At 51.5% G+C, this 25,181-nt stretch carries 27 protein-coding genes; 24 read left to right on the top strand and 3 right to left on the bottom strand.

What is annotated here, in order from left to right:
- Nucleotides 1–16 precede the first annotated feature (16 nt).
- The 21 genes from cobO to ACFVS2_RS22965 all read left to right on the top strand — a co-directional run bounded on the left by cobO (nucleotide 17) and on the right by ACFVS2_RS22965 (nucleotide 20,625).
- The gene (gene cobO, locus ACFVS2_RS23065) at nucleotides 17–565 is read left to right on the top strand and encodes a cob(I)yrinic acid a,c-diamide adenosyltransferase (protein WP_017247397.1); all 549 of its coding nucleotides are present in this window, start codon (nucleotides 17–19) and stop codon (nucleotides 563–565) included.
- Entirely contained in the window at nucleotides 562–1,677 is a 1,116-nt protein-coding gene (gene cobD, locus ACFVS2_RS23060; protein WP_390238075.1) for a threonine-phosphate decarboxylase CobD, read from the top strand. Before cobO ends, cobD begins: the two co-directional genes overlap by 4 nt.
- Nucleotides 1,674–2,213 (top strand): bifunctional adenosylcobinamide kinase/adenosylcobinamide-phosphate guanylyltransferase, encoded by a 540-nt coding sequence (cobU, locus tag ACFVS2_RS23055; protein ID WP_173620119.1) that lies wholly within the window; start codon nucleotides 1,674–1,676, stop codon nucleotides 2,211–2,213. The genes cobD and cobU overlap by 4 nt, the downstream gene beginning before the upstream one ends.
- Nucleotides 2,210–2,950, top strand: a complete 741-nt coding sequence (gene cobS, locus ACFVS2_RS23050; protein ID WP_390238072.1) for an adenosylcobinamide-GDP ribazoletransferase — start codon at nucleotides 2,210–2,212, stop codon at nucleotides 2,948–2,950. Before cobU ends, cobS begins: the two co-directional genes overlap by 4 nt.
- The gene (locus ACFVS2_RS23045) at nucleotides 2,947–3,579 is read left to right on the top strand and encodes a histidine phosphatase family protein (RefSeq protein WP_390238070.1); all 633 of its coding nucleotides are present in this window, start codon (nucleotides 2,947–2,949) and stop codon (nucleotides 3,577–3,579) included. Before cobS ends, ACFVS2_RS23045 begins: the two co-directional genes overlap by 4 nt.
- The gene (gene cbiB / locus ACFVS2_RS23040; RefSeq protein ID WP_173620116.1) at nucleotides 3,576–4,526 is read left to right on the top strand and encodes an adenosylcobinamide-phosphate synthase CbiB; all 951 of its coding nucleotides are present in this window, start codon (nucleotides 3,576–3,578) and stop codon (nucleotides 4,524–4,526) included. Before ACFVS2_RS23045 ends, cbiB begins: the two co-directional genes overlap by 4 nt.
- A 27-nt stretch (nucleotides 4,527–4,553) precedes the next feature.
- Nucleotides 4,554–6,314, top strand: coding sequence for a precorrin-3B C(17)-methyltransferase (gene cobJ / locus ACFVS2_RS23035; protein ID WP_173620115.1), 1,761 nt, complete (start codon nucleotides 4,554–4,556; stop codon nucleotides 6,312–6,314).
- Between the two features lie 36 nt (nucleotides 6,315–6,350).
- Nucleotides 6,351–7,322: a sirohydrochlorin chelatase gene (locus ACFVS2_RS23030; protein ID WP_390238067.1), complete on the top strand. Its 972-nt coding sequence runs from the start codon at nucleotides 6,351–6,353 to the stop codon at nucleotides 7,320–7,322.
- 12 nt (nucleotides 7,323–7,334) lie between these two features.
- Nucleotides 7,335–8,102 (top strand): precorrin-6A reductase, encoded by a 768-nt coding sequence (gene cobK / locus ACFVS2_RS23025; protein ID WP_173620113.1) that lies wholly within the window; start codon nucleotides 7,335–7,337, stop codon nucleotides 8,100–8,102.
- 148 nt (nucleotides 8,103–8,250) lie between these two features.
- Nucleotides 8,251–8,901, top strand: a complete 651-nt coding sequence (locus ACFVS2_RS23020; RefSeq protein WP_007715906.1) for a precorrin-8X methylmutase — start codon at nucleotides 8,251–8,253, stop codon at nucleotides 8,899–8,901.
- Nucleotides 8,902–8,905: 4 nt separating this feature from the next.
- On the top strand, nucleotides 8,906–10,042 hold the full coding sequence (locus tag ACFVS2_RS23015; RefSeq protein WP_390238328.1) for a cobalt-precorrin-5B (C(1))-methyltransferase: 1,137 nt from the start codon (nucleotides 8,906–8,908) through the stop codon (nucleotides 10,040–10,042).
- Nucleotides 10,005–11,234, top strand: coding sequence for a precorrin-6y C5,15-methyltransferase (decarboxylating) subunit CbiE (gene cbiE / locus ACFVS2_RS23010; protein WP_173620111.1), 1,230 nt, complete (start codon nucleotides 10,005–10,007; stop codon nucleotides 11,232–11,234). Before ACFVS2_RS23015 ends, cbiE begins: the two co-directional genes overlap by 38 nt.
- A complete protein-coding gene (cobI, locus tag ACFVS2_RS23005) occupies nucleotides 11,231–11,941 on the top strand; it encodes a precorrin-2 C(20)-methyltransferase (protein WP_390238064.1) in 711 nt (236 codons plus the stop codon). The genes cbiE and cobI overlap by 4 nt, the downstream gene beginning before the upstream one ends.
- Nucleotides 11,941–12,720, top strand: coding sequence for a precorrin-4 C(11)-methyltransferase (gene cobM / locus ACFVS2_RS23000; RefSeq protein ID WP_390238062.1), 780 nt, complete (start codon nucleotides 11,941–11,943; stop codon nucleotides 12,718–12,720). Before cobI ends, cobM begins: the two co-directional genes overlap by 1 nt.
- Nucleotides 12,720–13,865 (top strand): cobalt-precorrin 5A hydrolase, encoded by a 1,146-nt coding sequence (locus tag ACFVS2_RS22995; protein WP_173620108.1) that lies wholly within the window; start codon nucleotides 12,720–12,722, stop codon nucleotides 13,863–13,865. Before cobM ends, ACFVS2_RS22995 begins: the two co-directional genes overlap by 1 nt.
- Complete coding sequence (locus ACFVS2_RS22990; protein ID WP_390238059.1) at nucleotides 13,862–15,238, top strand: cobyrinic acid a,c-diamide synthase CobB; 1,377 nt, start codon at nucleotides 13,862–13,864, stop codon at nucleotides 15,236–15,238. Before ACFVS2_RS22995 ends, ACFVS2_RS22990 begins: the two co-directional genes overlap by 4 nt.
- The gene (locus tag ACFVS2_RS22985; RefSeq protein ID WP_390238057.1) at nucleotides 15,231–16,763 is read left to right on the top strand and encodes a cobyric acid synthase; all 1,533 of its coding nucleotides are present in this window, start codon (nucleotides 15,231–15,233) and stop codon (nucleotides 16,761–16,763) included. The genes ACFVS2_RS22990 and ACFVS2_RS22985 overlap by 8 nt, the downstream gene beginning before the upstream one ends.
- A gap of 104 nt (nucleotides 16,764–16,867) precedes the next feature.
- A complete protein-coding gene (locus ACFVS2_RS22980; RefSeq protein WP_390238056.1) occupies nucleotides 16,868–17,980 on the top strand; it encodes an RNA-guided endonuclease InsQ/TnpB family protein in 1,113 nt (370 codons plus the stop codon).
- A 163-nt stretch (nucleotides 17,981–18,143) separates the two neighbouring features.
- Nucleotides 18,144–19,184 carry a nicotinate-nucleotide--dimethylbenzimidazole phosphoribosyltransferase gene (gene cobT / locus ACFVS2_RS22975; RefSeq protein ID WP_390238326.1) on the top strand — a complete coding sequence of 347 codons (1,041 nt, stop codon included), beginning with the start codon at nucleotides 18,144–18,146 and terminating at the stop codon, nucleotides 19,182–19,184.
- On the top strand, nucleotides 19,181–19,966 hold the full coding sequence (cobA, locus tag ACFVS2_RS22970; protein WP_390238054.1) for a uroporphyrinogen-III C-methyltransferase: 786 nt from the start codon (nucleotides 19,181–19,183) through the stop codon (nucleotides 19,964–19,966). Before cobT ends, cobA begins: the two co-directional genes overlap by 4 nt.
- 23 nt (nucleotides 19,967–19,989) lie before the next feature.
- Nucleotides 19,990–20,625: a precorrin-2 dehydrogenase/sirohydrochlorin ferrochelatase family protein gene (locus ACFVS2_RS22965; RefSeq protein WP_390238053.1), complete on the top strand. Its 636-nt coding sequence runs from the start codon at nucleotides 19,990–19,992 to the stop codon at nucleotides 20,623–20,625.
- A gap of 53 nt (nucleotides 20,626–20,678) precedes the next feature.
- Here ACFVS2_RS22965 and ACFVS2_RS22960 read toward each other — a convergent pair whose 3' ends face one another.
- A complete protein-coding gene (locus tag ACFVS2_RS22960; RefSeq protein ID WP_390238050.1) occupies nucleotides 20,679–21,458 on the bottom strand; it encodes a GNAT family N-acetyltransferase in 780 nt (259 codons plus the stop codon).
- A 90-nt stretch (nucleotides 21,459–21,548) separates the two neighbouring features.
- On the opposite strand from ACFVS2_RS22960, the gene ACFVS2_RS22955 reads away from it, so the two are divergent.
- Both ACFVS2_RS22955 and ACFVS2_RS22950 read left to right on the top strand, forming a co-directional pair.
- Entirely contained in the window at nucleotides 21,549–22,244 is a 696-nt protein-coding gene (locus tag ACFVS2_RS22955; protein ID WP_390238047.1) for a hypothetical protein, read from the top strand.
- Nucleotides 22,228–22,776, top strand: coding sequence for a peroxiredoxin family protein (locus ACFVS2_RS22950; RefSeq protein WP_390238045.1), 549 nt, complete (start codon nucleotides 22,228–22,230; stop codon nucleotides 22,774–22,776). Before ACFVS2_RS22955 ends, ACFVS2_RS22950 begins: the two co-directional genes overlap by 17 nt.
- Nucleotides 22,777–22,824: 48 nt before the next feature.
- On the opposite strand, the gene ACFVS2_RS22945 is transcribed toward ACFVS2_RS22950, so the two are convergent.
- A complete protein-coding gene (locus tag ACFVS2_RS22945; RefSeq protein ID WP_390238043.1) occupies nucleotides 22,825–24,057 on the bottom strand; it encodes a cation:proton antiporter in 1,233 nt (410 codons plus the stop codon).
- A gap of 2 nt (nucleotides 24,058–24,059) precedes the next feature.
- Nucleotides 24,060–24,557 carry a cation:proton antiporter regulatory subunit gene (locus tag ACFVS2_RS22940; RefSeq protein ID WP_173620098.1) on the bottom strand — a complete coding sequence of 166 codons (498 nt, stop codon included), beginning with the start codon at nucleotides 24,555–24,557 and terminating at the stop codon, nucleotides 24,060–24,062.
- A gap of 326 nt (nucleotides 24,558–24,883) precedes the next feature.
- Here ACFVS2_RS22940 and ACFVS2_RS22935 point away from each other — a divergent pair, with 326 nt between their 5' ends.
- Nucleotides 24,884–25,138, top strand: a complete 255-nt coding sequence (locus tag ACFVS2_RS22935) for a hypothetical protein (RefSeq protein WP_173620097.1) — start codon at nucleotides 24,884–24,886, stop codon at nucleotides 25,136–25,138.
- The last annotated feature ends 43 nt before the right edge of the window (nucleotides 25,139–25,181 follow it).

Genomic DNA, 25,181 nt, shown 5'->3' with positions numbered 1-25,181 from the left:
TTTTGAGGTGGTTACGATGGAGAAAAACGATAAGAAGCGGGGCTTGACCCTCGTTTACACGGGAGACGGCAAAGGAAAAACGACGGCAGCAGTCGGATTGGCTGTGCGGGCGACAGGGCGCGGAAAAAAGGTGCTGATGGTTCAATTCATCAAGTCGCCGGAGCGTACATACGGAGAAAAGATTATTTTCGATAAATTGGGCATAGAAATTGTGCAAATGGGTGTTGGCTTCACATGGACGAAGACACCGGAGGAGCATCGTCAGGCTTTGAAAGAAGCTTGGGCGTTTGCGAGCGAAAAGCTCTCTTCCGGAGCGTACGATGTCGTCATTCTGGATGAGCTGAATAATGCATTGGCGATTGACCGCTTCCCGATTGACGATGTGTTGCCATTGTCCGATGTCTTGGAAGCGATTCAAAACAGGCCAAGTCATATCCACCTCGTGATTACGGGACGGGCAGCAAAGCAGGAGATTTTGGACATCGCAGATTTGGTGACAGAGATGAAGCCAATCAAGCATTACTACGATGAAGGGATTCCAGCTGTGCTGGGGGTAGAGTTTTGACAAGCGCAGGTGTAATAGAAACATACGGTCATGGTGGAGACTTGCTGACCGCAGCGCAGCGCTTTGGTCGAGAGCCAGGGCAGTTTCTGGATTACAGTGCCAATATTAATCCGCTGGGGATGCCAGCAAGCGTTCGTGAGATGCTGCTGGCTTCGCTAGCTGCTGTAGCGCATTACCCAGACCCTGGACATCGTGTGTTTCGTCATGCATTGGCAAAACGGCTGCAAGTGCCGGAAGAATGGTTGCTGCCTGCCAATGGTGCAGCGGAGGCAATGGCATTGGCCATCCTCGGCCTTTCGCCGCAAACGGTTGGTGTAGTGTATCCTTGCTTTTCGGAATACGCGCAACTTTCCGAGCAGTATGGTGCTCGCGTCATTGGCTGTTTCGGGAAGGAAGCGAACGGGTACAAGCCCGATCCTGAAGAGCTGCACACTCTTTTTACGCAGTCTGATCTCGTATTTGTCGGGTCGCCAAACAATCCAACCGGAATCCTGTATCAACCGGATGAGCTGCGCCAAATGGCGGAATGGACGAAAGAGACCAATACGTGGCTCATCGTGGATGAGGCTTTTCTCGATTTTGTGGAGGAAGAGCGGCAGTATACATTGGCGACGCAGCTGGAGCGCTTTACCCGTGTGATTTTGATGCGTTCGATGACGAAAATGTACGCGATCCCGGGATTGCGCCTGGGTTATGCGATTGCGCATCCAGATGTCATTGCGAAGATGCGCCAGAAGCAAGTGAGCTGGAGCGTGAATGCACTAGCCCTTTTAGCTGGAGAACTGTGCTTGCAGGAGCAGGCATACGAGAAACAGACGCGCAGGCTCATAAAAGCAGAACGTGCGTATTTGACTGATTGTATCCGTAGTGAGTTGGGCTGGCAGGTATGGCCTGGGGAGGCAAACTTTTTGTTGCTGCGATCGCCAGAAGGATTGCCAGCTGAACAATTGCAGGCACGGCTCGGCAAAAAAGGCGTTCTGATCCGCAACTGTGCGATGTATCCCGGTTTGACGGCACATGATGTGAGAATCGCAGTGCGTGGACGAGAGGAAAATGAACGACTTCTGGCAGCGCTTCGCGAGGTCCATGCGGAAGGAAGTGAACAGCGATGAGCTTGGTGCTGGTAACAGGCGGTGTCCGTTCAGGAAAAAGCCGCTACGCGGAAGAGCTTGCGATGACGTTGAGCAGTCGAGTCCTGTACGTGGCGACAGGCAAGGCCTGGGATGATGAAATGAAGCAGAGAATCGAGCTGCATCAGGCACGTCGTCCGTTGGATTGGGGCTGTGTGGAGGTAGGAGAGCGCTTAACCGATTACTACGCATTTAGTGAGCAGTATGATGTGGTGTTGATCGATTGTCTGTCCACCTGGGTGAGTAATCGATTGATGAGCGTGGATGAGTCGGAATGGAGAAGTCCTTCACACACGCAAGCCCTGTTGCAGGAGGCAAAGGCATGGCTGTCCCTCGTTCAGAATTCCCCGCAAAGAGTCATTGCTGTCACAAGCGAGGTCGGATTGGGCGGTGTAGCCTTGAGTCGTTTGGGCAGATGGTTCGCGGATGTGCTGGGCGATGTCAATCAGAGAAGTGCGCGACAAGCGGACGCCGTCTACGCGGTTTTGTCGGGGATACCGTGGAGGATCAAAGGATGAATGCACTTTTACACGCGATCTCGTTTTTTACGCGTATTCCGGTTCCGTGGCTTCGTCCTTCAGAGGAGGCATGGAGAAAAAGCGTCAACTGGTATCCCGCAGTTGGTTTGGTCATCGGTTTATTGCTATGGGTTGTACATCAGGCAGGCCTGCTGTTGTTTAGTCCTTGGATCGCGGCTATTTTGACGTTGGTCACATGGGTCTACGTGACTGGTGGTCTTCATATGGATGGGTGGATGGACCTCGCGGACGGTCTTGGCAGCAGCAGACCGAGAGAGCAAATATTTGCGATTATGAAGGACAGCCGCGTAGGTGCGATGGGCGTTCTTGCTGCGATTATGCTATTGCTGATCAAGGCGGGTGCAGTCGCAGAGCTCGCACATCCGGGATGGGGGAGCTTTTTAATCGTAGCACCAGTGGCAGCGCGGACACATGTGCTTTTGTCGATCAAGCTCTGGCCGTATCTTTCGGCAGACAAAGGGATCGGAAAAGGCATCAGTGCTGGGCTTTCCGTTTCCTCTATCATCGTGAGCTACATCCTCGTGTTTGCCGCAGGTTGGTATCTTGGGGGCTTGCAGGTCATCATAGCCATTTTTCTGTCGCTATTGTTCGCTCTATTGTTTTCACGCTCGGTTGCCAAAAAACTAGGCGGTTTAAATGGAGACTGCTACGGGGCTGTTATCGAAAGCAGTGAAGCGGTCGTTCTGCTGGTGTTAGTGGGGAGCTGGTGGTTATGAAGCTAGTTTGGATACGTCACGGGGAGACAGACAGCAATCGTGAGCATCGATATTTGGGGCATAGCGACGTTCCTTTGAATGAGAGCGGGCATCTGCACGCGAGTGATTTGGCCAAGGAATTACCAGTGCTCATTGGGGGACCTGCTGCGATTTACTCAAGCGACCTGCTCAGATGCATGCAGACTGCCGAACCACTCGCAGCTGCTTTGGGGCTATCGGTTATTCCGGAGCCAGCATTGAGAGAGCTGTCTTTTGGTGAGTGGGAGCTGATGACCTACGACGAGCTGATGGTGTCGGACCCTGTGCGAGCTACAAGGTGGTACGACGATCCTTTTCGAAATCAGCCTCCACAAGGGGAGAGTCTGGAAGAGCTGGGGATGCGCGTGGATCGTTGGCTACGTTCCTTGTTGGAGAGAGCGGACAAGGAGGAGGCATCCGATCCAGTCGTCATTGTCACACATGGCGGCGTGATCCGCTGGTTCCAGGCCGCGTGGCTCGTGAACAATCCTGACCGATATTGGCAGGTCGATGGCGTTAAGCATGGGGAGGCTCTGGTAGCGGAATGCTTGGATGCACAAGGGCAGAGTTGGATGCGACAACCCCTGAAGAGTAAGAGAGGGACAACATGACAGAAGTATGGATATTATGCGCGGCCTACTTGATTGATCGGGTGGTAGGAGACCCCAGGAGCCTGCCACATCCAGTGATCATCATGGGCTGGTGGATTACACGATTGGAGCGGGTCATACGTTCTCTCGTCAAAAAGGAGTCGCATTTGAAGCTAGCAGGAGTCCTGTTCCCGCTCGTGATCGTTGGCGGCAGCTACGCTGTCGTTTGGCTACTTTTGTGGGGAGTCACGTTCATCCATCCGGTGCTTGCCTGGATATTGGGTGCCTGGTTGATTTCCACGACGATTGCAACAAAAGGCTTGGCCGATGCCGGGATGGAGATTGCCCGTCATCTTGTGGCTGGGGATATGGAAGCGGCGAGACGTTCCTTGTCCATGGTAGTCGGACGCGATACAGAGCGGCTAGATGAACCGGAAGTATGTCGGGGAGCGGTGGAAACCGTGGCGGAAAACATCGTCGATGCGATCGTCTCTCCGCTGATTTACGCAGCGATTGGGGGAGCACCGTTGGCAATGGCGTACCGTGCCGCCAACACCCTCGACTCCATGGTTGGCTATAAAAACGAGCAGTATATGAATCTCGGCTGGGCATCTGCCCGCTTTGACGATGTACTGAACTACATACCCGCCCGTTTGACAGCGTTGTTGCTCGTTGCGGCAAGCTGGCTGCAGCGATTGGATGGGAAGCAGTGCTGGGCAATGATCCGAAGAGATGCGCATTTGCATCCGAGTCCAAACAGCGGTTTGCCGGAAGCCGGAGTCGCTGGCGCATTAGGCGTGCAGCTCGGGGGACTGAATTATTACCAAGGTGTTGCATCGAATCGGGCAAAAATGGGAGATGCGAAGCGACCATTGCAGGCAAGTGATATTGTCGCGACGATTCGTTTGATGTATCTCGTTTCGCTCTTATGTCTGTTCGTTAGCGTGATGATATCGATTTTATTATAAACAGGAAGCGAAAAGGGGAGGGGCCTTATGAGCGGCAAGTTGTTTGTGATCGGGTTTGGTCCAGGAAGTTTTGAGCATATCACCAAGCGGGCGCGGGAAGCCCTGCAGGAGGCCGATGTCATTATCGGCTATTCCACCTACGTAGATTTGATCCGCGGACTTTTGACGAATCAGCAAATCGTCAGCACAGGGATGACAGAAGAAGTGACGCGTGCACGGGAAGCCGTACGTCAGGCGGAAGAGGAAGGTAAAAAGGTAGCGGTCATTTCCAGTGGAGACTCAGGTGTTTACGGGATGGCAGGTCTCGTATACGAGGTGTTGGTGGAAAAAGGCTGGACAGAAGCTACTGGCGTACCAATCGAAATCGTACCGGGCATCTCGGCGATCAATTCCTGTGGGGCAATCCTCGGTGCGCCTATCATGCACGACGCATGCACGATCAGTCTGAGCGATCACTTGACGCCGTGGGAACTGATTGCTAAACGGATTGACGCAGCAGGGATGGCTGACTTTGTTATCGCGTTGTACAACCCGCGCAGCGGACGACGCACACGCCAGATCGTCGAAGCGCAACGCATTCTTTTGCAGTACCGCTCACCAGATACGCCAGTCGGTATCGTGAAAAGTGCTTATCGCGAACGCGAAACGGTTGTCGTGACGACCCTGGCGCAAATGCTAGAGCATGATATCGGCATGTTGACCACGGTGATTATCGGAAATACATCGACGTTTGTATACGACGGCAAAATGATTACGCCGCGTGGCTACCAGCGCAAATACACACTGTCTGCCGATGAGCAGCCACTGAAGCTACATCAGCGTCTGCGTGTAGAAAATGAGCCATGGTCGCTCGAGGCCTCCGAGGAGAGCAGCCTTGCGTCAGCTCCGGCAGCACCAGCAACACCGAAGGCAGAAAGGCCAATCGCCGTTACCGAGGACAGAGAAACTGTTACAGAACCAGCAAATCGTGCAGCAACGAGCACCGCAGTACTGGAAGCGCCGCCTGTAACAGAAGAAGCAGCACCAAAAGCTCCTTTCACATGGGCCATGGAGGCGTTGACGGCTATCAATGCGGCGAAAGGCATTGAAACCAAGCCCGCTTCCGGGCAGGTCCATCGTCCGGTATCTACCTTTACGCCAGAGATGATTTTCGAATGTGCGGTAAGTCCGGGGGTCGCCAATAAAAAAATCACGCCGCTGCAAATGATGACGATTGCCGAAGTGGCCGGCGAAAAAGGCGAGATCGAATACACCCCACACCACCAAATGATTTTGCGCGTGCCGACTGCCAACCCTGAGAGCATTACTAGCCGCTTGAGAGAGCTTGGATTGATTCTCAGCCCGATCGGAGACGTTTTGCAGGTAAAAGCGTGTGATTTCTGCGACGGCGAGAAAAAAGACAGCATTCCTTATGCCGACGAGCTGCACCAAAAGCTAGGTGGAAAAGAAATGCCGAAGGAACTGAAGATCGGCTTCAACGGCTGCGGGATGGCGTGCTATGGCGCGGTTCAAGAGGATATCGGGATCGTATTCCGCAAAGGAAAGTTCGATTTATTCCTGGGAGCAAAAACGGTGGGACGCAATGCACACTCCGGTATTCCGGTAGCAGAAGGTATCGAAAAAGAAGAGATTGTTCCACTCGTGGAGCGAATCGTGAACCGATTCAAAAAAGACGCGTTTCCGAACGAGCGGTTCCACAAGTTTTTCCAACGTGTAGGTGAGTTGGAGGGCTACGCATGGTACGAGCCAGCAAAAGCTGAAATCGAGAACGCTGCATGCGGAGATTAATGCAAGAACACCGAATAAAAACGAGGGGGACATAAAATGGACGCAGTATTATTTGTAGGTCATGGAAGCAAGGACCCGGAAGGCAATGAAGAGATTCGCCAGTTTGTAGCGACGCTTACTCCGGACTTGGATGTACCGATTATCGAGACGTGCTTTCTGGAGTTTGCCCGTCCTGACATGCTGCAAGGCTTGAATACATGCGTGGCACGGGGTGCAACCCGCGTGGCGGTGATTCCAATCATCCTGTTCTCTGCCGGACATGCGAAAATTCACATTCCAGCTGCTATCGACGAGGCGAAGGAGCTGCACCCACACGTTCAGTTCATCTACGGACGCCCGATCGGCATTCACGACGAGGTCATCAATATTTTGACCGCACGTATGGAAGAGGCAGGCTTTGCCTCCGGGGAAGACAACGATGACCTGGCTGTACTCGTAATCGGACGCGGCAGCAGCGATGCAGATGCCAATAGCGATATTTACAAAATGTCCCGACTGTTCTGGGAGCGATACAAAGCCAAGTGGGTAGAGACTGCCTTCATGGGCGTGACGTATCCATTGTACGACGAGGGTGTTGAGCGTTGCCTGAAGCTGGGGGCGAAGCGCATCGTTCTCTTGCCGTACTTCCTGTTCACGGGTGTGTTGATCAAACGGATGAGTGATCAGCTGGAGAAGTTCCGTGAGCAATACCCAGAAGCTCAGTTCGAAATGGCCGAGTATTTTGGCTTCCATCCGTTGTTGAAAGAAGTGCTCAAGGATCGTGTGGTGGAAGCGTTGCACGGTGAAGTGAAGCTGAACTGTGATACCTGTCAGTACAGGCTGGCAGCGATGGAGCACATCGACCATCACCATCACCACCATGATGACGAGCATGGACATCACCACCACCATGGTCACCACCATCATCATCACGACCACGATCACGACCACGATCATGACCACGATCACGACCACGATCATGACCATGATCACAAGCATGATCACAAGCACGATCACGTTACCAAGTAGGAGGGAGACAGCATGATTCTGGTACTGGCTGGAACGAGCGACGCGCGCGAGTTGGCTTTGCAAATCAAGGACAAGGGCTACGAGCTGTTGACGACGGTCGTCACTGACAATGCTGCGAAAAGTATGGAGGAGGCGGGCGTGCCTGTCCAGGTCGGACGCCTGACCGCCGAAGATATTCAGCAGCTGATCCAAGAGAGAGCCGTGCAATGCGTGGTCGACGCGAGTCATCCCTTCGCAGAGGAAGCCTCCAAAAACGCCATGGCAGGAGCACAGGGCGCGGGAGTCCCCTATATTCGCTACGAGCGGGAAAGCCTCTCCTCACCGGGTAGCGAGAAGCTGATTGTGGTAGAAGATTATGTTCAGGCGGCAGAGCTGGCGGCAGAAAAGCGCGGCGTCATCATGCTGACGACAGGAAGCAAGACGCTGAAAACGTTCACGGATCGGCTGTTGGGCCTGCCGGACACGACGCTGGTAGCACGCATGCTGCCGCGTCTTGACAATATGCAGAAATGCGAAGAGCTCGGTGTCGAGCAAAAAAACATCGTCGCGATGCAAGGTCCTTTTTCCAAGGAGCTGAACAAAGCGCTCTACGACCATTATGGTGTCACGCTGATGATTACCAAGGAGAGCGGCAAGGTAGGCGCTTTTGATGAAAAGGTGGAAGCGGCACTGGAAATGGGCATCGAAACAATCGTCATCGGTCGTCCGAAGATCGATTACGGAACGAAGTTTTCCGACTTTACCAGTGTTTTAGAACAACTCAAAGAGGTTGTTCAATAAGTCGTCTTTTGATCACGAAGTGGTTCGTGAAGCATATTCGACATCGAATATGGCGTTCACCGTCAAAGTCCGGTTCTCGCCATCTTCTCGGTGCTGAAAAGCCGACTTTTTGAACGCGCATTTAAATTGTGACTGGAGGAAACTAACCATGGATTTCAAAACGGAATTTAAACCAATGACCGTACAACCGCAAGAGATTGAGGAATTGAGCTTTCAAATCATTACAGATGAGCTGGGCGAGCATTCTTTTACAGAAGAACAATATCCGGTAGTACAACGTGTCATCCACGCATCCGCAGACTTTGACCTCGGACGCAGTCTTGTTTTCCACCCGGACGCAGTAAAATCGGGAATCGAAGCGATCCGCAGCGGCAAAATCGTCGTAGCAGACGTACAAATGGTGCAAGTCGGCATCAGCAAAAACCGCATTGAAAAATTCGGAGGAGAAGTAAAGGTGTACATCTCTGACCGCGATGTGATGGAAGAGGCGAAGCGTCTGAATACGACCCGTGCGATCATTTCCATGCGCAAAGCGATCAAGGAAGCGGATGGCGGTATCTTTTGCATCGGAAACGCACCTACGGCACTCCTGGAGCTGATCCGCATGGTGAAGGAAGGCGAAGCAAAGCCAGGTCTGGTGATCGGTATGCCAGTTGGCTTCGTTTCTGCGGCAGAATCCAAGGAAGAGCTGGCGAAGCTCGATATCCCATTCATCACGAACATGGGACGTAAAGGCGGAAGCCCAGTAACCGTAGCAGCATTGAATGCCATTTCGATCATGGCGGAACGGTTGGGCTAAGCAGATGGCAGCCAAAGCAGCAACGGACGAAAAAGAGGCAAAGCCCCTCCGCCACGGATATACGACTGGATCATGTGCAACGGCGACGACCAAGGCTGCTTTGATCGCGCTGATTACTCAGGAAGAGCAAAGCCAAGCGACGATTCGCCTGCCAATCGGCGAGGACGTCACCTTTCAGATGGAGAGCTGTGAATTTTCATTGGCGAGGGCGACAGTTAGCACGATCAAGGATGGGGGAGACGACCCTGACGCGACACACGGTGCCCTTATCCTCTCAACCGTAGAATGGTCGGATGAGCCCGGCATTATTTTGGATGGCGGACTCGGTGTGGGACGGGTGACCAAGCCAGGTTTGCCCGTTCCGATTGGCGAGGCAGCGATCAATCCCGTCCCGCGTAAAATGATCAGGGAAACCGCGCAGGCTGTTCTGGATGAGTACGGGACCCAGCGCGGGATCAAAATCGTAATCTCCGTGCCTGCGGGCGAGGAAATCGCCAAAAAAACATTGAATGGACGACTCGGCATACTCGGCGGCATCTCCATTTTGGGGACGCGTGGAATCGTGGTGCCGTTTTCCACTTCTGCTTACAAGGCAAGCGTGGCGCAAGCGGTCAACGTCGCCAAGGAAGCTGGCTGCGATCATATTGTGCTGTCGACGGGTGGAAAGAGTGAATCTTACGGGGTCGCTACTTATCCAGAGCTGTCGGAAGAAGCATTCGTGGAAATGGGCGATTTCGTCGGCTTTTCTCTCAAGCAGTGCAAGAACAAGAAGATGCGCAAAGTGACCTTGGTCGGGATGATGGGCAAGTTTTCCAAGGTAGCGCAGGGCGTCATGATGGTTCACTCCAAAAGCGCACCGGTTGACTTCGGCTTCCTCGCTCAAATGGCGGCAGATGCGGGAGCTTCGCAGGAGCGTATTGACGAAATTTTGGGAGCCAACACCGCTTCGCAGGTAGGCGATATGATGGTGGACACGCCCGCCTTTTTCGAGATCATGTGCGAAAACTGTTGTCGCGCTGCACTTAAGGAAGTGGGCGGCGGCATCGAGGTCGAAACCATCATCATCACAATGAAAGGGTCCCTGTTGGGAAGGGTGACGATCAATGACACAGGCGATGAAAGTAATTGGAATCGGGGATGATGGACAGCAGAGTCTGCTGCCGTTGTACCGGACTTGGATAGAAGAAAGTGAACTGTTGGTTGGAGGAGAGCGACACCTCAGTTTTTTCCCGGAGTATACAGGGGAAAAGCGTGTACTGAAGGGCGGTCTGACTGCCATGGTGGAGGAGCTGCGTACAGAGACGCGCAAGACTGTCATTCTGGCGTCAGGCGACCCGCTCTTTTACGGGATCGGCAGCTTGCTTGCAAAAAAACTGAACGTGGAGATTTACCCGCACCTAAGCTCCATCCAGCTCGCTTTTGCCAAAATGGGAGAAGCATGGCAGGATGCGACACTTGCTAGCGTGCACGGACGCAGTATCAAAGGTCTGGCACAGCGGATCGACGGGAAGGATAAGGTCGCACTGTTGACGGATCGGGAAAACTCACCAGCAGCGATCGCCCGCTATCTCCTTTCGTTCCACATGACCGAGTACGATGCGTTCGTGGCGGAGAATCTGGGCAGTGCGGAAGAGCGGACAGGCTGGTATTCCCTTGAGGAAATGGCAGATGGTATCTTCTCTGATCTGAATGTCGTGATTTTGAAAAAACGCCGTCCAAGCCCGGTATGGCCGTTTGGAATCGCAGACGAGGAGTTTTCCCAGCGCAAGCCAGACAAGGGACTCATTACGAAAAAAGAAGTGCGCATTTTAAGCATTGCACAGTTGCAATTGCATGCCAAAAGCATCGTCTGGGACATCGGCACCTGCACAGGCTCTGTCGCCATTGAAGCGGCACGAATTGCGCGTGAGGGTGAAGTGTACGGCGTAGAGAAGAACGCGGACGATCTGGAAAACTGCCGCCAGAACATGGCGAAGTTTCGCACGGATTTGACAGTGATCAATGCACGTGCCCCACATGGCTTGGATCAGTTCCCAGACCCGGATGCCGTATTTATTGGCGGCAGTGGCGGAGAATTGCGCGAGCTGTTGAACATCTGCTGCACACGACTGCGCCCGAATGGTCGGATTGTAGTGAACGCAGCGACCATTGAGACATTGTACGAAGCGACACAAGCATTCGCGCAGGAAGGATTCGAGACATCGGTGACACTGGCACAGCTATCGCGCAGCAAGCCGATTTTGTCCCTGACGCGCTTTGAAGCATTGAATCCGATCTACATCATTACGGCCTGGGCCAAGCAGGCAGAAGACCAAGGAGGAGACAGCAAGTGACTAAGATCGGAACATTGTACGGACTGGGCGTAGGTCCCGGCGACCCTGAATTGATTACCGTAAAGGCATTTCGTCTATTGCAGCAATCGCCAGTGATTGCCTACCCGAAAAAACGGATGGGCAGCAAAAGCTACGCACATCAAATCGCGGAGCTGTATGTGCAATCCCCAGACAAGGAAATGCTCGGACTCGTTTTCCCGATGACGCGGGACAAAGAAATTTTGGAGCGCGAGTGGAACAACACGGTAGAGGTCGTCTGGGAACGTCTGTCTGAAGGCAAAGACGTCGCTTTTGTAACGGAAGGCGATCCAATGTTTTACAGCACGTTCATCCACATGATGCGCGTCATGCATGAGGAGCACCCAGAAGTGCCAATCGTGACTGTACCAGGTGTCTCTTCGTTTTTGGGAGCAGCATCGCGATTCAATCTGCCACTGGCGGATGGCGATGAGCAGATCGGTATCATCCCGGCAACAGAAGACAAGGAAGCCATGCGCAAAGCGCTTGAGAACCACGATACCGTCGTGTTCCTGAAGGTAGCAAAAGTACTGCCAATGATCATTGGCTTGCTGAAAGAAATGGGGCTGGCTGAAAAGGCAGCGGTAGCGACCAAGGTCACTTCCTCCGAGGAAATGGTTTGGACCGATATGCGTGAACTAGAGCGGGCAGAGCTTAGCTATCTTACACTGATGGTGGTGAAAAAGTAATGAAACTGTACATAGTGGGAGCGGGTCCCGGCGACCCTGATTTGATTACAGTGAAAGGCTTGAAGCTGCTGCAAAAGGCAGATGTCATTATGTATACCGACTCTCTCGTGAACGAGGATTTGGTAGCAATGAGCAATCCCGATGCAGAGGTACTGCAAAGCTCAGGTATGGCATTGGAAGAAATGGTAGAGCTGTTGGTAGACCGGATTAGTAGCGGAAAAACAGTCGTACGCCTGCATACAGGTGATCCCTCCATTTATGGCGCGATTATGGAACAGATCGCATTGTTGAAGGAAAAGGGCATCGAGGTAGAAATCGTTCCAGGTGTGAGCTCCGTATTTGCGGCAGCGGCAGCAATAGGTGCCGAGCTGACGATTCCTGATCTGACACAGACGATCATCCTCACACGCGCGGAAGGTCGCACACCTGTGCCTGAAAGAGAAAAGCTGCGTGCACTCGCTGAGCATCATTGCACGTTGGCTCTGTACCTTAGCGCGACTTTGACGAAAAAAGTAGTCCGCGAGCTGGTCGAGGCAGGCTGGAGCGAGGATACGCCTGTCGCAGTTGTACAACGTGCAAGCTGGCCGGATCAATTGATCATTCGCACCACACTGAAGAATTTGGACGAAGACATGGGCAAAAACGGCATCCGCAAGCACGCGATGATTTTGGCTGGCTGGGCATTGGACCCGAATATCCATGACAAGAGCGAGCAATACCGTTCCAAGCTGTACGATAAAACCTTTACACACGGGTTCAGAAAAGGTGTGAAGGAATAATGAAGATCATCGAACTGATCGAGGGAGAAATCCCTGTTATCGAGCAGCGCGGAGACTATGCGATCGTCGCCATCACGAAGCACGGAGTAGAGATGGCGCGCGATTTGGCACAGAAATTCCCTGGGACGGACCTGTACTACATGAGCAAGTTCGAGCGTGGAGATGAGGAAGCGCGCGGCATCCAGCTGTTTTCGAACAGTGTACGGATGCTGTTTCCCGCTCTCTGGCCTGCTTATAAAGGGTTAATCATCATTATTTCACTGGGTGCGGTTATTCGGATGATCGCACCTTTGCTCGAAGATAAAAAGAAAGACCCGGGTGTCGTCGTCGTCGATGATCGTGGGGAGAATGTCATCAGTGTGCTGTCCGGTCATTTGGGCGGTGCCAATGAGCTGGCTCGCGAGGTAGCGGCAGTCATGGGCGCTCGCCCGATTATCACGACAGCATCTGACGTACAAAAGACGATCCCGGTCGATCTATTTGGTAGACGTTTTGGCTGGGAGTGGGATTCCGCTGAAAAGCTGACCCCTGTCAGTGCTTCTGTCGTAAATGAGGAGCGCGTAGCTGTCATCAATGAATCCGGTGAACGTGACTGGTGGATGCATGACACGCCGATGCCACCGTCCATCAAGGAATACGCGACAATCGCTGAGGCAAAAGCCGATCAGCCGCAAGGTGCTCTAGTCGTTTCTCATCGCTTGCTCACACCGGAGGAACAATCGATTTTGGACAACGGCGTCCTTTATCGTCCGAAGGTAATCGTGCTCGGGATGGGCTGCAACCGTGGAACCTCCGCAGAGGAGATCGAGGCAGTCATCAAGGAAACGCTGGATGAACTGCAATTTTCAATCAAAAGTGTAAAAGCACTGGCGACCATCGAGCTGAAAAAGGATGAAGCAGGTCTGATCGCCGTTTGCGAAAAATACGGCTGGTCATTCGTCTGGTATTCGCCTGAAGAGTTGAATCAGGTAGAAATCAGCGATCCGTCTGATACCGTCTTCAAGTTCACTGGCGCGTACGGAGTGAGCGAGCCTGCCGCGAAGCTGTATGCTGGCGCGGGCGAACTCGTTTTGACCAAGAAGAAGTCGGGCAACACCACCATTTCGGTCGGATTGATGCCCTATCATGAGGAGGAGCGCGCATGACGGACAGCCGCCGTATTGTGATTGCCGGAACAGGCAGCGGAGCGGGTAAGACAACCGTTACCATCGGACTGATGGCTGCTCTGAAAAGAAAAGGGCATACCGTACAGGGCTTCAAGTGCGGACCTGACTACATCGATCCTACGTATCATACGGCTGTGACGGGCAGAGCCTCGCGCAATCTGGACAGCTTCATGCTGGAGCACGAGATCGTGAAGGAGATATTTGTCCGCGGCAGCGAGGGTGCAGACATCTCGATTATCGAGGGTGTCATGGGTATGTACGATGGCAAGGAAGCGACCAGCGATAAAGGCAGTACGGCCGAAATCAGCATCCTGACTGGCTCTCCGGTTCTGTTGGTGGTCAATTGTCAGAGCATGGCGCGCAGTGCGGCAGCGATTGTCAAAGGCTTTCAATTGCTCAACCCACAGGCGAGAATCGTCGGTGTCATCGCGAACAAGGTCGGCAGTGAGGGACATCACAAAATCGTGAAGGCAGCGATCGAGCAGGAGTGTGGGATTCCGGTCGTGGGCTACCTGAAACGGGAGAACGAGCTGGAAATACCGGAACGTCATCTCGGATTGGTGCCATCTGTCGAGCGTGGAGAGCTGACACCGCTGTTTGAAAAGCTGGCTGATCTGATCGCGGAGACAGTAGATTTGGAACAAATCTGGGAGCTGGCCAAGGCAGAGCCGCTACAAGCGGAACCTACGCTGTTTGCTCCGCGAAAAGCATCTGCCACTGTCACCATTGCTGTAGCGAAGGACCCTGCTTTTCATTTTTACTATCCGGAAAATTTGGAGCTGCTCGAAGCATATGGCGCGAAGCTCGCGTTTTTTTCACCGCTGGCCGGAGAGGGAGTGCCTGAGGACGCGGATGGCTTGTACATCGGGGGAGGCTTCCCGGAGGAATTTGCAGCAGAGCTATCGCAAAATGAAGCGGTGAAGCAATCGATCCGATCTGCGATCACAAAAGGCTTGCCTACCTTGGCTGAGTGCGGTGGCTACATGTTTTTGACAGAAGCAATCGTGACGACAGAGGGCGACAGCTATCCGATGGTGGGGCTCATCCCAGGCAAGGTGACCATGCAGAAAAAGCTCGCAGCGCTTGGCTATCGGGAAGTGCGCGGCAAGGGAGTCAATTTCTTGCTCGGAACCGAGGAACAGGCAAAAGGACATGAATTCCATTACTCTACTTATGCTTCGGATCAAGAGCTACCAGCAGCATATGAGACGAAAGGGCTTCGCGGTACGAAACCGGAGGGCTATGCACAGGATAATCTGGTCGCAGGCTATACTCACTTGCATTTCGGCTCCAATCCTGACCTGGTCGAACGTTGGCTGAGCCGTTGCGCGGAGGTGGCCGCTCGTGCCTAAAACCCTCCCGTTGATGGTGCAAGGTACCAGCTCGGATGCAGGAAAAAGTGCGATTGCTACAGCGCTGTGCCGGATTTTTGCCCAGGATGGCTACAAGACAGCTCCGTTCAAATCACAAAATATGGCGTTGAACTCCTACGTTACGCTTGATGGAAAAGAAATCGGCCGGGCACAGGGCGTTCAGGCGGAAGCAGCAGGAATTCTGGCGACGACCGATATGAACCCCATTTTGATCAAACCTACTAGAGATTCCGAATCGCAAATTGTTGTCAACGGCGAGCCATACGGCAACATGAAAGCGATGGCCTATCGTACAGAATTTTTCCACGAGGGCTTGCGGATCATTGAGGAAGCGTATCAACGACTCGCTAGCACCTACGAGCGGGTCGTCATCGAAGGGGCTGGCAGTCCGGCAGAGGTTAATCTAAATGACCGCGAGCTCGTCAATATGCGAGTCGCTCGTCTTACGAACGCACCCGTCATTTTGGTGGCAGACATCGAGCGTGGGGGTGTGTTTGCTAGCTTGGTCGGTACCCTTCAGCTGCTTGAACCCGAAGATCGGGACCGTGTGATCGGAGTCATCATCAATCGTTTTCGCGGTGATTTGACACTTTTGCAGCCGGGGCTGGACTGGTTCGAAGAATATACGGGCAAGCCTGTCCTTGGTGTCGTGCCATTTATTCCAGACTTGTGGATCGATGCGGAGGATTCGCTGATTTTGCACCGTTATCAAGGTCAGCGTGAGACACCGAGAGAGATTGACATTGCAGTTTTGCGTTACCCGCGAATTTCCAACTTTACAGACGTGGACCCGTTTTTTGTAGAGCCGGATTGCCGGATGCGCTTTGTGACACGTTTGGAAGAGTTGGGTGAACCAGATCTGATTGTCTTGCCGGGCAGCAAGAATACACTTGAAGATTTGCAATTTCTGCGAGAGACAGGTCTTGCCGCGGCGGTCAAAGACCTTCATCATAAAGGGAAGACGTATATCGTCGGCTTGTGTGGCGGCTATCAAATGCTGGGAGAATCCATTCACGATCCAGCTGGGGTCGAGTCTCCGTTGCAGCAGCTTGATGGTCTAGGTCTCATCCCGATGATCACGACGATGACGCAGAAGAAAACGACAGTTTTGTCCCGCGGAGAAGCAGTATTTGCGAAGGAAAGGCTGACGGTGGAAGGCTACGAGATTCACATGGGGCAATCTGCTTATCCGAGCAATGATTTTCCTTTTATCCAGATGGAGGGGCGTACGGAGGGCTATTGTCAGGAGGAGCGGCAGTTGATCGGCACGTATTTTCATGGCCTGTTCCACAATGACCACTTCCGCACGCTGTTGCTGAATACCATCCGTGAGAAAAAAGGTCTTCCACCTATCGAGGATCGCCCATCCTTTGTCGCTCTGAGAGAGCAGGGGTACGATCTGTTGGCGGAAACCGTTCGTCGCCATGTGAAGTTGGATACGATCGAAGAGTACATGAAGGCTTTTCAAGAAAAAGAGATGCTACAGAGTAAAATTATTCAATAAACCCTTCAGGTTTCTACCTTTCTTACAATCTTGCTGGCTGATGTTCATGGTCCAAGGATCAAGAGCGAATAAATCTAAGAAAATGACAAAGGAGCTGGCTGAGGGTGATACTGGCGAAGAAAATTAGGCTAAAGCCAACCCCTGAGCAAGAACAACAACTTTGGAGATCGGCAGGAACTGCTCGTTGGGTTTACAACTGGACACTAGCAAGACAAGAAGTAAACTATCATAACGGTGGCGCGTTTTTGTTAGACGGAGGTTTAAGAAAAGAACTTACACAACTCAAACAGTCAGAAGAATATGTTTGGTTATATGACGTCTCCAACAATATCACCAAACAGGCTGTCAAAGACGCATGTGATGCATATAAGAGATTCTTCAAAGGACTGGCAGATCAGCCGAGATTCAAGAGACGTAGGCACTCTAAGCCATCGTTTTACAACGACCCTGTGAAGTTAAAAGCAAAGTCTGGTCTCGTTCTCATCGAGAAGGTCGGGTGGGTATCTACATCGGAGCAAGTTCCCATGGATGTGAAATATAACAATCCACGCATCTCCTTTGACGGGAAATATTGGTATCTATCTGTTGGTTTTGAACATGAGATAAAAAAGCCAGAACGAACAGGTCAAGCTCTTGGAATTGACGTAGGTATCAAAGAACTTGCTGTCTGCTCGAATGGAATGGTATTCAAAAACATCAATAAAACGAGAGAAGTAAAGAAAGCTGAGAAGCGTTTGCGTCGGTTACAGCGTAGAGTTTTTCGTCAATATGAATCGAACAAGGAGGGAAACCGTTTCGTCAAAACATGTAACATTGTGAAAGTCGAGAAATCGGTTCGTTTGCTTTATCGAAGACTAACGAATATCCGTACAAACCATATCCATCAGGCTACTAATGCTATCGTGAAAACCAAGCCTAGCAAAGTAGTGATGGAGAACTTGAATATCAGAGGTATGATGAGGAATCACTATTTATCAAAAGCTCTCGCACAACAGAAGTTGTATGCGTTCAAAAGACAGTTACAATACAAGTGCGAGAAATACAGTATTGGCTTCCTGGAAGCTGAGCAATGGTATCCATCATCTAAAACCTGCTCTGATTGCGGAGAAATCAAGAGGGACTTGAAACTATCCGATCGGGTATTTAAGTGTGGTTGCGGTCTAGAACTAGATAGAGACCTCAATGCTTCTATCAATCTAGCGAAATTAGCAAACTAACTTTGATAAGTTATGGCTAATGTGTAGGATTCGTTGTATCCGAATTTACGCCTGTGGAGTGTTACAAAATGTAAGTAGCTACGGCAAAAGCAGACACGAAGAAGCAGGAAGCAAACAAAAGATGCGTAGACTTTTATTATCTTTTGGCAACGGTGCAAATATAATGTCAGTCATTTATCCGGCGATTGAGCCACGAAATCAGGAAGCAAGTGAGCAAACGAGACAGCATGTGGATCAGTTGACCAAGCCTCTTGGCAGCCTTGGTCGCTTGGAGCAATTGGCTATTGAGCTGGCAGGGATGACAGGTGAGACGATGCCTGTTGTGACACCGCCGGGCGTGCTTGTTTTTGCGGCCGATCACGGTGTGGCACGGGAAGGTGTCTCTGCCTATCCGCAGGAAGTGACAGTGCAAATGGTGCTGAATATGGTTCATGGCGGAGCGGGAGTCAACGTCTTCGCCAGACAAATCGGAGCCATCCAAAAAATCGTAGATGTCGGTGTAGCGGTCGAGGTCGAAGCTCCGGGCGTTTACAACAAGCGAATCAGAGCAGGCTCGGGCAATATGCTGAAAGAAGCAGCGATGACCGCAGACGAAGCGCAGCGCTCCATTGCAGTTGGCCTCGAGATGGCAGAAGCGATTATCGGGGAAGGTGCAAAAGTCCTGATCGTCGGTGAAGTAGGGATTGGCAACACGACAGCCAGTAGTGCGATTCTGTCAGCCTTAACTGGAGCTGATCCTGAGCAAATCGTCGGACGAGGAACAGGGCTGGATGACGCAGGCTGGCAGCGTAAAAAGGCAGTTGTTCGTGACGTGCTTGCGCTGCATCGCCCGGATGCAACCAATCCGTTGGACGTTTTGGCAAAAGTCGGCGGACTGGAAATCGGAGCAATGGCAGGGGCGATCATGGGAGCAGCTTCTCGCCGCGTCCCTGTGCTGCTGGACGGTTTTATCGCTACGGTAGCGGCTTTGCTTGCTGTTCGAATGGAGCCACTCGTTGCTGATTACTTGATCGCGGGTCACCGTTCTGAGGAGCCGGGGCATGATTTTGTCCTGCAAGCATTAGGCAAGGAGCCATTGCTCAGCCTGAATTTGCGACTGGGCGAAGGAAGCGGAGCAACATTGGCGTTTCCAATTGTGGAAGCAGCGACACGGATGGTTCGTGAGATGGCGACATTTGCATCAGCAGGAGTAAGTGACCGATGAGCGGCGCGGGTAAAGTCTATCTCGTAGGAGCCGGCCCTGGCGATCCAAAGCTGATTACCGTAAAAGGAATGGAATGCCTGCAAAAGGCAGAGGTGGTTGTGTATGATCGTCTGGCAAATCCAGCTCTGCTGGAGTACGCGCCACAGACGGCGGAACGCATCTACTGCGGCAAGCTGCCAGATCATCACACGATGAGACAGGAATCAATTAACGAGCTGTTAGCGGAAAAAGCGCTGGAAGGAAAAGTCGTCGTTCGGCTAAAAGGTGGCGATCCTTGTGTATTTGGCCGTGCGGGAGAAGAAGCGCAGCATTTGGCTGAGCGAGGAATTGCCTTCGAAATTGTCCCGGGAGTAACAGCTGGGATTGCAGCCTCGGCGTACGCGGGCATTCCAGTGACACACCGCGATCACGGCTCGTCATTTGCTGTCGTGACGGGACATTTGCGCGAAGACAAGCCGGAGTTAGCTGTAGAAAAATGGCGTGCTCTCGCGAATGGCATCGACACCGTTGCCTTTTACATGGGTGTAGCCAATCTGCCGTTGATCCGCACCCAATTAATCAAGCACGGACGCGATCCGCATACGCCAGTAGCCGTCATCTCTTGGGGAACACTCCCGCAGCAAGCGGTGGTAACGGGTACCTTGGCTGATATTGAGGAACGTTTGGCTGAAAACAGTCACATCACGAATCCAGCTATCATTCTGGTCGGTGATGTTGTGAAGATGCGTGAGAAAATCAACTGGTTTGAAGCTACGCTTGGTATGGAGCAAGTGCAACAATAGGAAGCTGAGGGGAGGGAACGCTGGTGATGCACTATGCCATGATGGTCAATCTACAAAACAAGCGTTGCTTGGTGGTCGGTGGCGGGCAGGTAGCCGAGCGGAAAATCGGCAGTCTGCTTGCTGCTGGTGCGGATGTCACCGTTGTGAGTCCCTCCTGTACGGCAATCATCCTTGAATGGGCACACGCTAAGAAGCTGATGGTAGCACTGCGCCCCTTTATCCCGCAGGACGTAGAGGAGGCAGTGCTCATCATCGCGGCGACGAGTGATCCCGCCGTCAATCTGACTGTATACGAAGCGTGCCGTCCGCATCAATGGATCAATATCGTTGATCGCCCCGATCTCTGTTCTTTTACCGTTCCATCCGTCGTTGCACGTGGAGACTTGCAGATTGCTATCTCTACGGGTGGGAACAACCCGGGTCTGGCGAAGAAAATGCGCCGCCAGCTCGAAGAATGGGTGGGACCGGAATACGAGGACTACACGCTTTTTCTCGGCAGCATGAGAAGACAAGTACTCGCACTGGCGGTGAGCGAAGCGGACAAACGGGCAATCTTGGCAGAGCTTTTGGACGACCGATTTTTACAGTGGACCAAAAGTGGCGAAACCGACCGAAGGGATCGGGAGGCAGAAGCGCTGCTTAACATCACAAAAGAGTAGATCAACGCAAAAATAGGATGGCTCTCACTAAGCTACTTGGTGGGAGCTTTTTTCTAGCTCTTTAGCCAGATCATTTCCAAATGCCTTTGGACCTCTTGAAAGCCGAGCTTGCTGTACATTTCCTGTGGCGTATCATCTGCATAGGTCGTCAAGTACATATGGGTGGCCCCGAGTTTTTTGGCGTCCTGCATCATGACCCGAATGATTTCCGTGCCGAATCCTCTACGCTGCCAGGCATCCAGTATAAAAAATTCCTCCATACGAACGAGCTCCTTGTAAAGATGCCATTCACATGCACCGACTGGCTCCTGATCGACAAAGCACACATACTGAATGATCTCACCTTTTTCATAAATTTCTCTTTTCCGGTTCGCTTTACGGACAGCAAAATCAGGATTGATCATGACGGAATCACTCGCGGTAAGGCAGCGTATGCCTGCTTCCATGACGTCAGTTGAATCCCCTCGTAAAACGGAGCAGTGTGGATTCGGCGCTAGTTTATCGGCAACATCCAGCGGTGCAAGCATGTACAGCATCGTATTTACTTCAAACCCAAGCTGGGTCGCAAAAGACACTAATTCTTCTGAATAAGGTAGCGACGGGTGCAGCTCCAGCTTCAAGTGGCCAAGCTGTTGCTCTTTGGCATGTCGAAGCTCTTGCTCGATGTAAGCTTGCACCCAGTCTTGAGTGGGAACTGACATAATTTCTGTATAATTATGGCTATACATGTCCGGGACCGATGCATCGCGATATACGCGCACTTGTGGATGCTCCGTTCGCGTAGAAAAAGCAAGGGCATAGCGCTCCTGCAAAGTAAAAATATTCGTGAGCATTCCTTTATTCCCCATTTCCTGATATGGTGATAATTGTTTGGATACTTGTCTTCCCTAGAGTAAGACATTTTCCTAAAGGAGGAAACGAAAATGTCGGATGCTTTTCAAATAGGCCCCTTATTGTTGAAAATGAGCATGCTGGCGGTCATTGTTTCGCTTTCGCTCGGCTTTGTGGCTATTTCCGCTCAGCTTAAAAATAACAGAGAAATGAAATCAGCCGTTATTGAGCTGTTGAGCAATGCGCTGGTGCTGGCATTTCTCATTTGGAAGTTCAGCTACGTCCTGTTTTATTTTTCGAAAGCGGTGGAGAATCCCTCATCCATTCTTTATTTTTCTGGAGGAGAAAACGGAGCCATGCTGGCAGTCGTGGCAGTTGTCGTCTACCTCACCAAGACGGTACGCAAAAAAGCGATTCCTGTTCATTTCGTCGTCTTGGGAATGGCGACAGGTTCACTTGCTGCAACAGGCGTTTACCAGCTGCTCACGATCGTGTTAGAACAGAGCAGCATGTGGTATCACGTACAGCAGTTCGCCATATGCGCCTTCTTTCTTTGGTGGCTGCAACGGGCAAAGGAAGGACTCATTCATCTAGTGGCTTGGCTTGCACCCGTGATGTGGTTTGCCATTAGCCAAGTCTATGTGCACTTTTTTGTTCCGAATCGAGAAGCTGTGTTTGCAGGACTTTCCGGCGATCAGCTCATGTACTATGCATTTGCTCTCTTGCTGCTCTTTTTGTCCAGACGAGTGAAGCCGATAGGGGGAACGACCGATGAAGAAGCATCATAATGTTTGGGCGATCGTCGTACTCTTGGGGCTTTTGGGATGGGGCATTTTTGATGCGGAATTCTTGAACAAGCAGGAGCCCATCGCTTCAGGCAACGGGCAGATTGGCATTGAAAAAGGAAATACCGCTCCGGATTTTGAACTCCAGCAGATAGGTGGCGGTACGGTCAAGCTGTCCGATTTACGGGGGAAAAAAGTCATTCTCAATCTGTGGGCGACGTGGTGTCCTCCTTGCCGCGCAGAAATGCCGGACATGCAGCGTTACTACGAAGAGAACAAGGAAAAAGGCGTCGTTATTCTCGGGGTTAATTTGACCGATACGGAGACGAGCCCGGAAGCGGTGGCGGATTTTGTGAAGTTGTATGGCATTACCTTCCCGATCTTGCTCGATCCCGATAAAGAAGTGGCGAATGTGTACAAAGCCATTTCGATTCCGACCAGCTACATCATTGATTCGAACGGCGTGGTCCAGAATAAATACATCGGCCCGATGAGTGAAGAAATCATGGAGAACATGCTGTCTACGATCAAATAGAAAAACCGACAGCAGGCATATCTGCTGTCGGTAGTGATGTCTCTCCTATTATCCAGCGTCTGCTTTGTTTTCTGGTTCTTTGAGTGGTGTCTTTCGATCCAGACGAAACACAGCATTGAGCAACTTGTAAATATGCTTGGATTCCTTGGTCAACAATGGACCTAAAATGGCGAGAATCAAAACGTAAAGAGCCGCAAATGGTTGCAGAATTTCCATGAGTGCGCCCGCTTTTCCGAGATTAGCCATGATAATGGAGAACTCACCGCGAGATACGATGGTCAGTCCAATATTGGTAGAAGCCTTAGGAGACAGTCCAGCGCTTCGGCCAGCCAAAAGTCCGGCCACGACGTTACCGAAGAGGGTAATGGCGACTGCAGCGATGGACAACCATACGGCTCCACCCAACTCCAACGGATCAATCGTCAAGCCGAAGCTGAAGAAGAACATGGCTCCGAAGAAGTCACGAAACGGCAGGATGAGGTGCTCGATGCGCTTCATGTGTTGTGTTTCTGCCAAGACGAGACCTACGAGCAATGCTCCGATGGCTTCGGCAACATGGATCGTTTCGGAAAAACCCGCAATCAGAAACAGAGCGGCAAACACCGTAATCATAAACACTTCGTTTGATTTGATGTTCAATGCCCGATTCAGGAAAGGTACGAGCTTGCGGCCTACGATAATGAGGAGAAGCATGTAGCCGAGTGCAATCAATGCGGATGAGAGTACGCCAGCAAGAGAGGTTGCACCACTTAACACCAAGCCGGACACGATCGAAATATAGACGGCCAAGAATATGTCTTCGAACATGATGATCCCCAAGATCATCTCTGTTTCGCGATTTGCTGTACGTTTGAGATCCACCAGTACTTTTGCCACAATGGCGCTGGAGGAAATAGTGGTAATACCGGCGATAATCAATACCTCTTTGAGAGGGAAGCCAGCGGCCCAACCAAATACGAGGCCGAGGGTAAAGTTAATCACGATGTAGATCGTACCGCCTACGGCAATGGATCGACCAGCCTTGATCAGACGGCCTACCGAAAATTCCAGTCCGAGGTAAAACAACAGGAAGAGTACGCCAAGTCTGCCCATAAATTCGATGAGCGGGGCGCTTTCAATAAAGCGGAGATCAAACAAACCGATGTCGGGAGCGTGTGGACCCACGATCATCCCGACAAGAATGTAGAAGGGTACAATGGAGAATTTTAACTTCATAGAGAGGAACCCCGCAATTGCTATGAGTGCGAGGGCGAGACCGACTTCAAAAACGATGTGCTCCAATATCACTCACCTCCGTTGCTGAGATTAGTCTTGAGAGCCTTCACCTGCTTCCGTTCACCTGCAACGACCAACGTAGATCCTGTACAAAGGACATACTCGGGGCCGGGATTAATCGTTTGTTTATGGTCTTTTTCGATAACAGCGATGATGGTAGCTCCTGTTTCTTGACGAATGTTGAGCTCCCCAATAGTCTTGCCAATGGCAGGAGCGTTCGATTCAATCTTGTACCATTCGATCATGAGTTTGTCTAACGCAACCTCGACTGTTTCCAGTGCAGACGGTTTGTACGTCAAACCGCCTACGATGGCAGCAATTTGTCTCGCCTCATCATCGTCAAGGGTAACCATGGAGATCGTTTCGTCCATATCATCACGGTCAAAGTGATACATTTCCCGGCGGCCGTCATCGTGAATGACGATAACCAGCTTGTCGCCACTTCTGGTTTCGACCTGGTACTTCCTACCGATTCCTGGTAAATCGGATTCTCTAATAGAGAACATGTAAGATCCTCCTTCGCGCAAAACACTGTATTGGCATAGATAGCGGCTCTTTTTTTCAGTGAGCAACAAGTCGTCAATAATTATTTGGAATTATATCCATTCCGGTGATATTTTAGTAATAATCCCCCCTGTTGTGCGGATTATTGTCGACATTCATACCTACATCAACTATTATACACGAAATGACGTCGTTTTTCTTCAAAATGAAACGTTTTTATTAAAAAATGACACACTTATAAACGAACAGGAATATTAACCTTCCTCTAAAACGCGGTCGCTCCACCATGAGTGGGCTTCGATAGAGGTTATTTTAAGGATGATGAAACATGGCGAATAAACAGTATCGATTAACAGAAGCTGAATGGATCTTTATTCAAGACATGCGGTCCATGGATATGGATGAGCTATTGGACATCGTGATCGCATTGCGCAATGAGGTAAGGGAGCTGGAGAAAAAGGCGGAGCTGATCAGAGAGCGCGAGAAAGAGGGCTGGCAGGAGGAGTATCAGGCAGCACAGAAGCGAATTAATCACCTGCGCCAATTTGAGCAGGAGCTTCGTAAGACATGGCCAAATGACTAAAGCAAAAAGAGGTTCTCTCTCAATAGGAGAACCTCTTTTTTAT

The sequence above is a fragment of the Brevibacillus sp. NPDC058079 genome, assembly GCF_042885155.1.
In the GTDB taxonomy this organism is placed as follows: domain Bacteria; phylum Bacillota; class Bacilli; order Brevibacillales; family Brevibacillaceae; genus Brevibacillus.
This window is presented reverse-complemented; position numbering and strand designations above follow the sequence as displayed.

Coding starts and splice junctions, on each gene's coding strand:
- cobO (WP_017247397.1), top strand. CDS start 17: ATGGAGAAAAACGATAAGAAGCGGGGCTTGACCCTCGTTTACACGGGA.
- cobU (WP_173620119.1), top strand. CDS start 1,674: ATGAGCTTGGTGCTGGTAACAGGCGGTGTCCGTTCAGGAAAAAGCCGC.
- cobS (WP_390238072.1), top strand. CDS start 2,210: ATGAATGCACTTTTACACGCGATCTCGTTTTTTACGCGTATTCCGGTT.
- ACFVS2_RS23045 (WP_390238070.1), top strand. CDS start 2,947: ATGAAGCTAGTTTGGATACGTCACGGGGAGACAGACAGCAATCGTGAG.
- cbiB (WP_173620116.1), top strand. CDS start 3,576: ATGACAGAAGTATGGATATTATGCGCGGCCTACTTGATTGATCGGGTG.
- cobJ (WP_173620115.1), top strand. CDS start 4,554: ATGAGCGGCAAGTTGTTTGTGATCGGGTTTGGTCCAGGAAGTTTTGAG.
- ACFVS2_RS23030 (WP_390238067.1), top strand. CDS start 6,351: ATGGACGCAGTATTATTTGTAGGTCATGGAAGCAAGGACCCGGAAGGC.
- cobK (WP_173620113.1), top strand. CDS start 7,335: ATGATTCTGGTACTGGCTGGAACGAGCGACGCGCGCGAGTTGGCTTTG.
- ACFVS2_RS23020 (WP_007715906.1), top strand. CDS start 8,251: ATGGATTTCAAAACGGAATTTAAACCAATGACCGTACAACCGCAAGAG.
- ACFVS2_RS23015 (WP_390238328.1), top strand. CDS start 8,906: ATGGCAGCCAAAGCAGCAACGGACGAAAAAGAGGCAAAGCCCCTCCGC.
- cbiE (WP_173620111.1), top strand. CDS start 10,005: ATGACACAGGCGATGAAAGTAATTGGAATCGGGGATGATGGACAGCAG.
- cobM (WP_390238062.1), top strand. CDS start 11,941: ATGAAACTGTACATAGTGGGAGCGGGTCCCGGCGACCCTGATTTGATT.
- ACFVS2_RS22995 (WP_173620108.1), top strand. CDS start 12,720: ATGAAGATCATCGAACTGATCGAGGGAGAAATCCCTGTTATCGAGCAG.
- ACFVS2_RS22990 (WP_390238059.1), top strand. CDS start 13,862: ATGACGGACAGCCGCCGTATTGTGATTGCCGGAACAGGCAGCGGAGCG.
- cobT (WP_390238326.1), top strand. CDS start 18,144: ATGTCAGTCATTTATCCGGCGATTGAGCCACGAAATCAGGAAGCAAGT.
- cobA (WP_390238054.1), top strand. CDS start 19,181: ATGAGCGGCGCGGGTAAAGTCTATCTCGTAGGAGCCGGCCCTGGCGAT.
- ACFVS2_RS22960 (WP_390238050.1), bottom strand. CDS start 21,458: ATGCTCACGAATATTTTTACTTTGCAGGAGCGCTATGCCCTTGCTTTT.
- ACFVS2_RS22955 (WP_390238047.1), top strand. CDS start 21,549: ATGTCGGATGCTTTTCAAATAGGCCCCTTATTGTTGAAAATGAGCATG.
- ACFVS2_RS22950 (WP_390238045.1), top strand. CDS start 22,228: ATGAAGAAGCATCATAATGTTTGGGCGATCGTCGTACTCTTGGGGCTT.
- ACFVS2_RS22940 (WP_173620098.1), bottom strand. CDS start 24,557: ATGTTCTCTATTAGAGAATCCGATTTACCAGGAATCGGTAGGAAGTAC.
- ACFVS2_RS22935 (WP_173620097.1), top strand. CDS start 24,884: ATGGCGAATAAACAGTATCGATTAACAGAAGCTGAATGGATCTTTATT.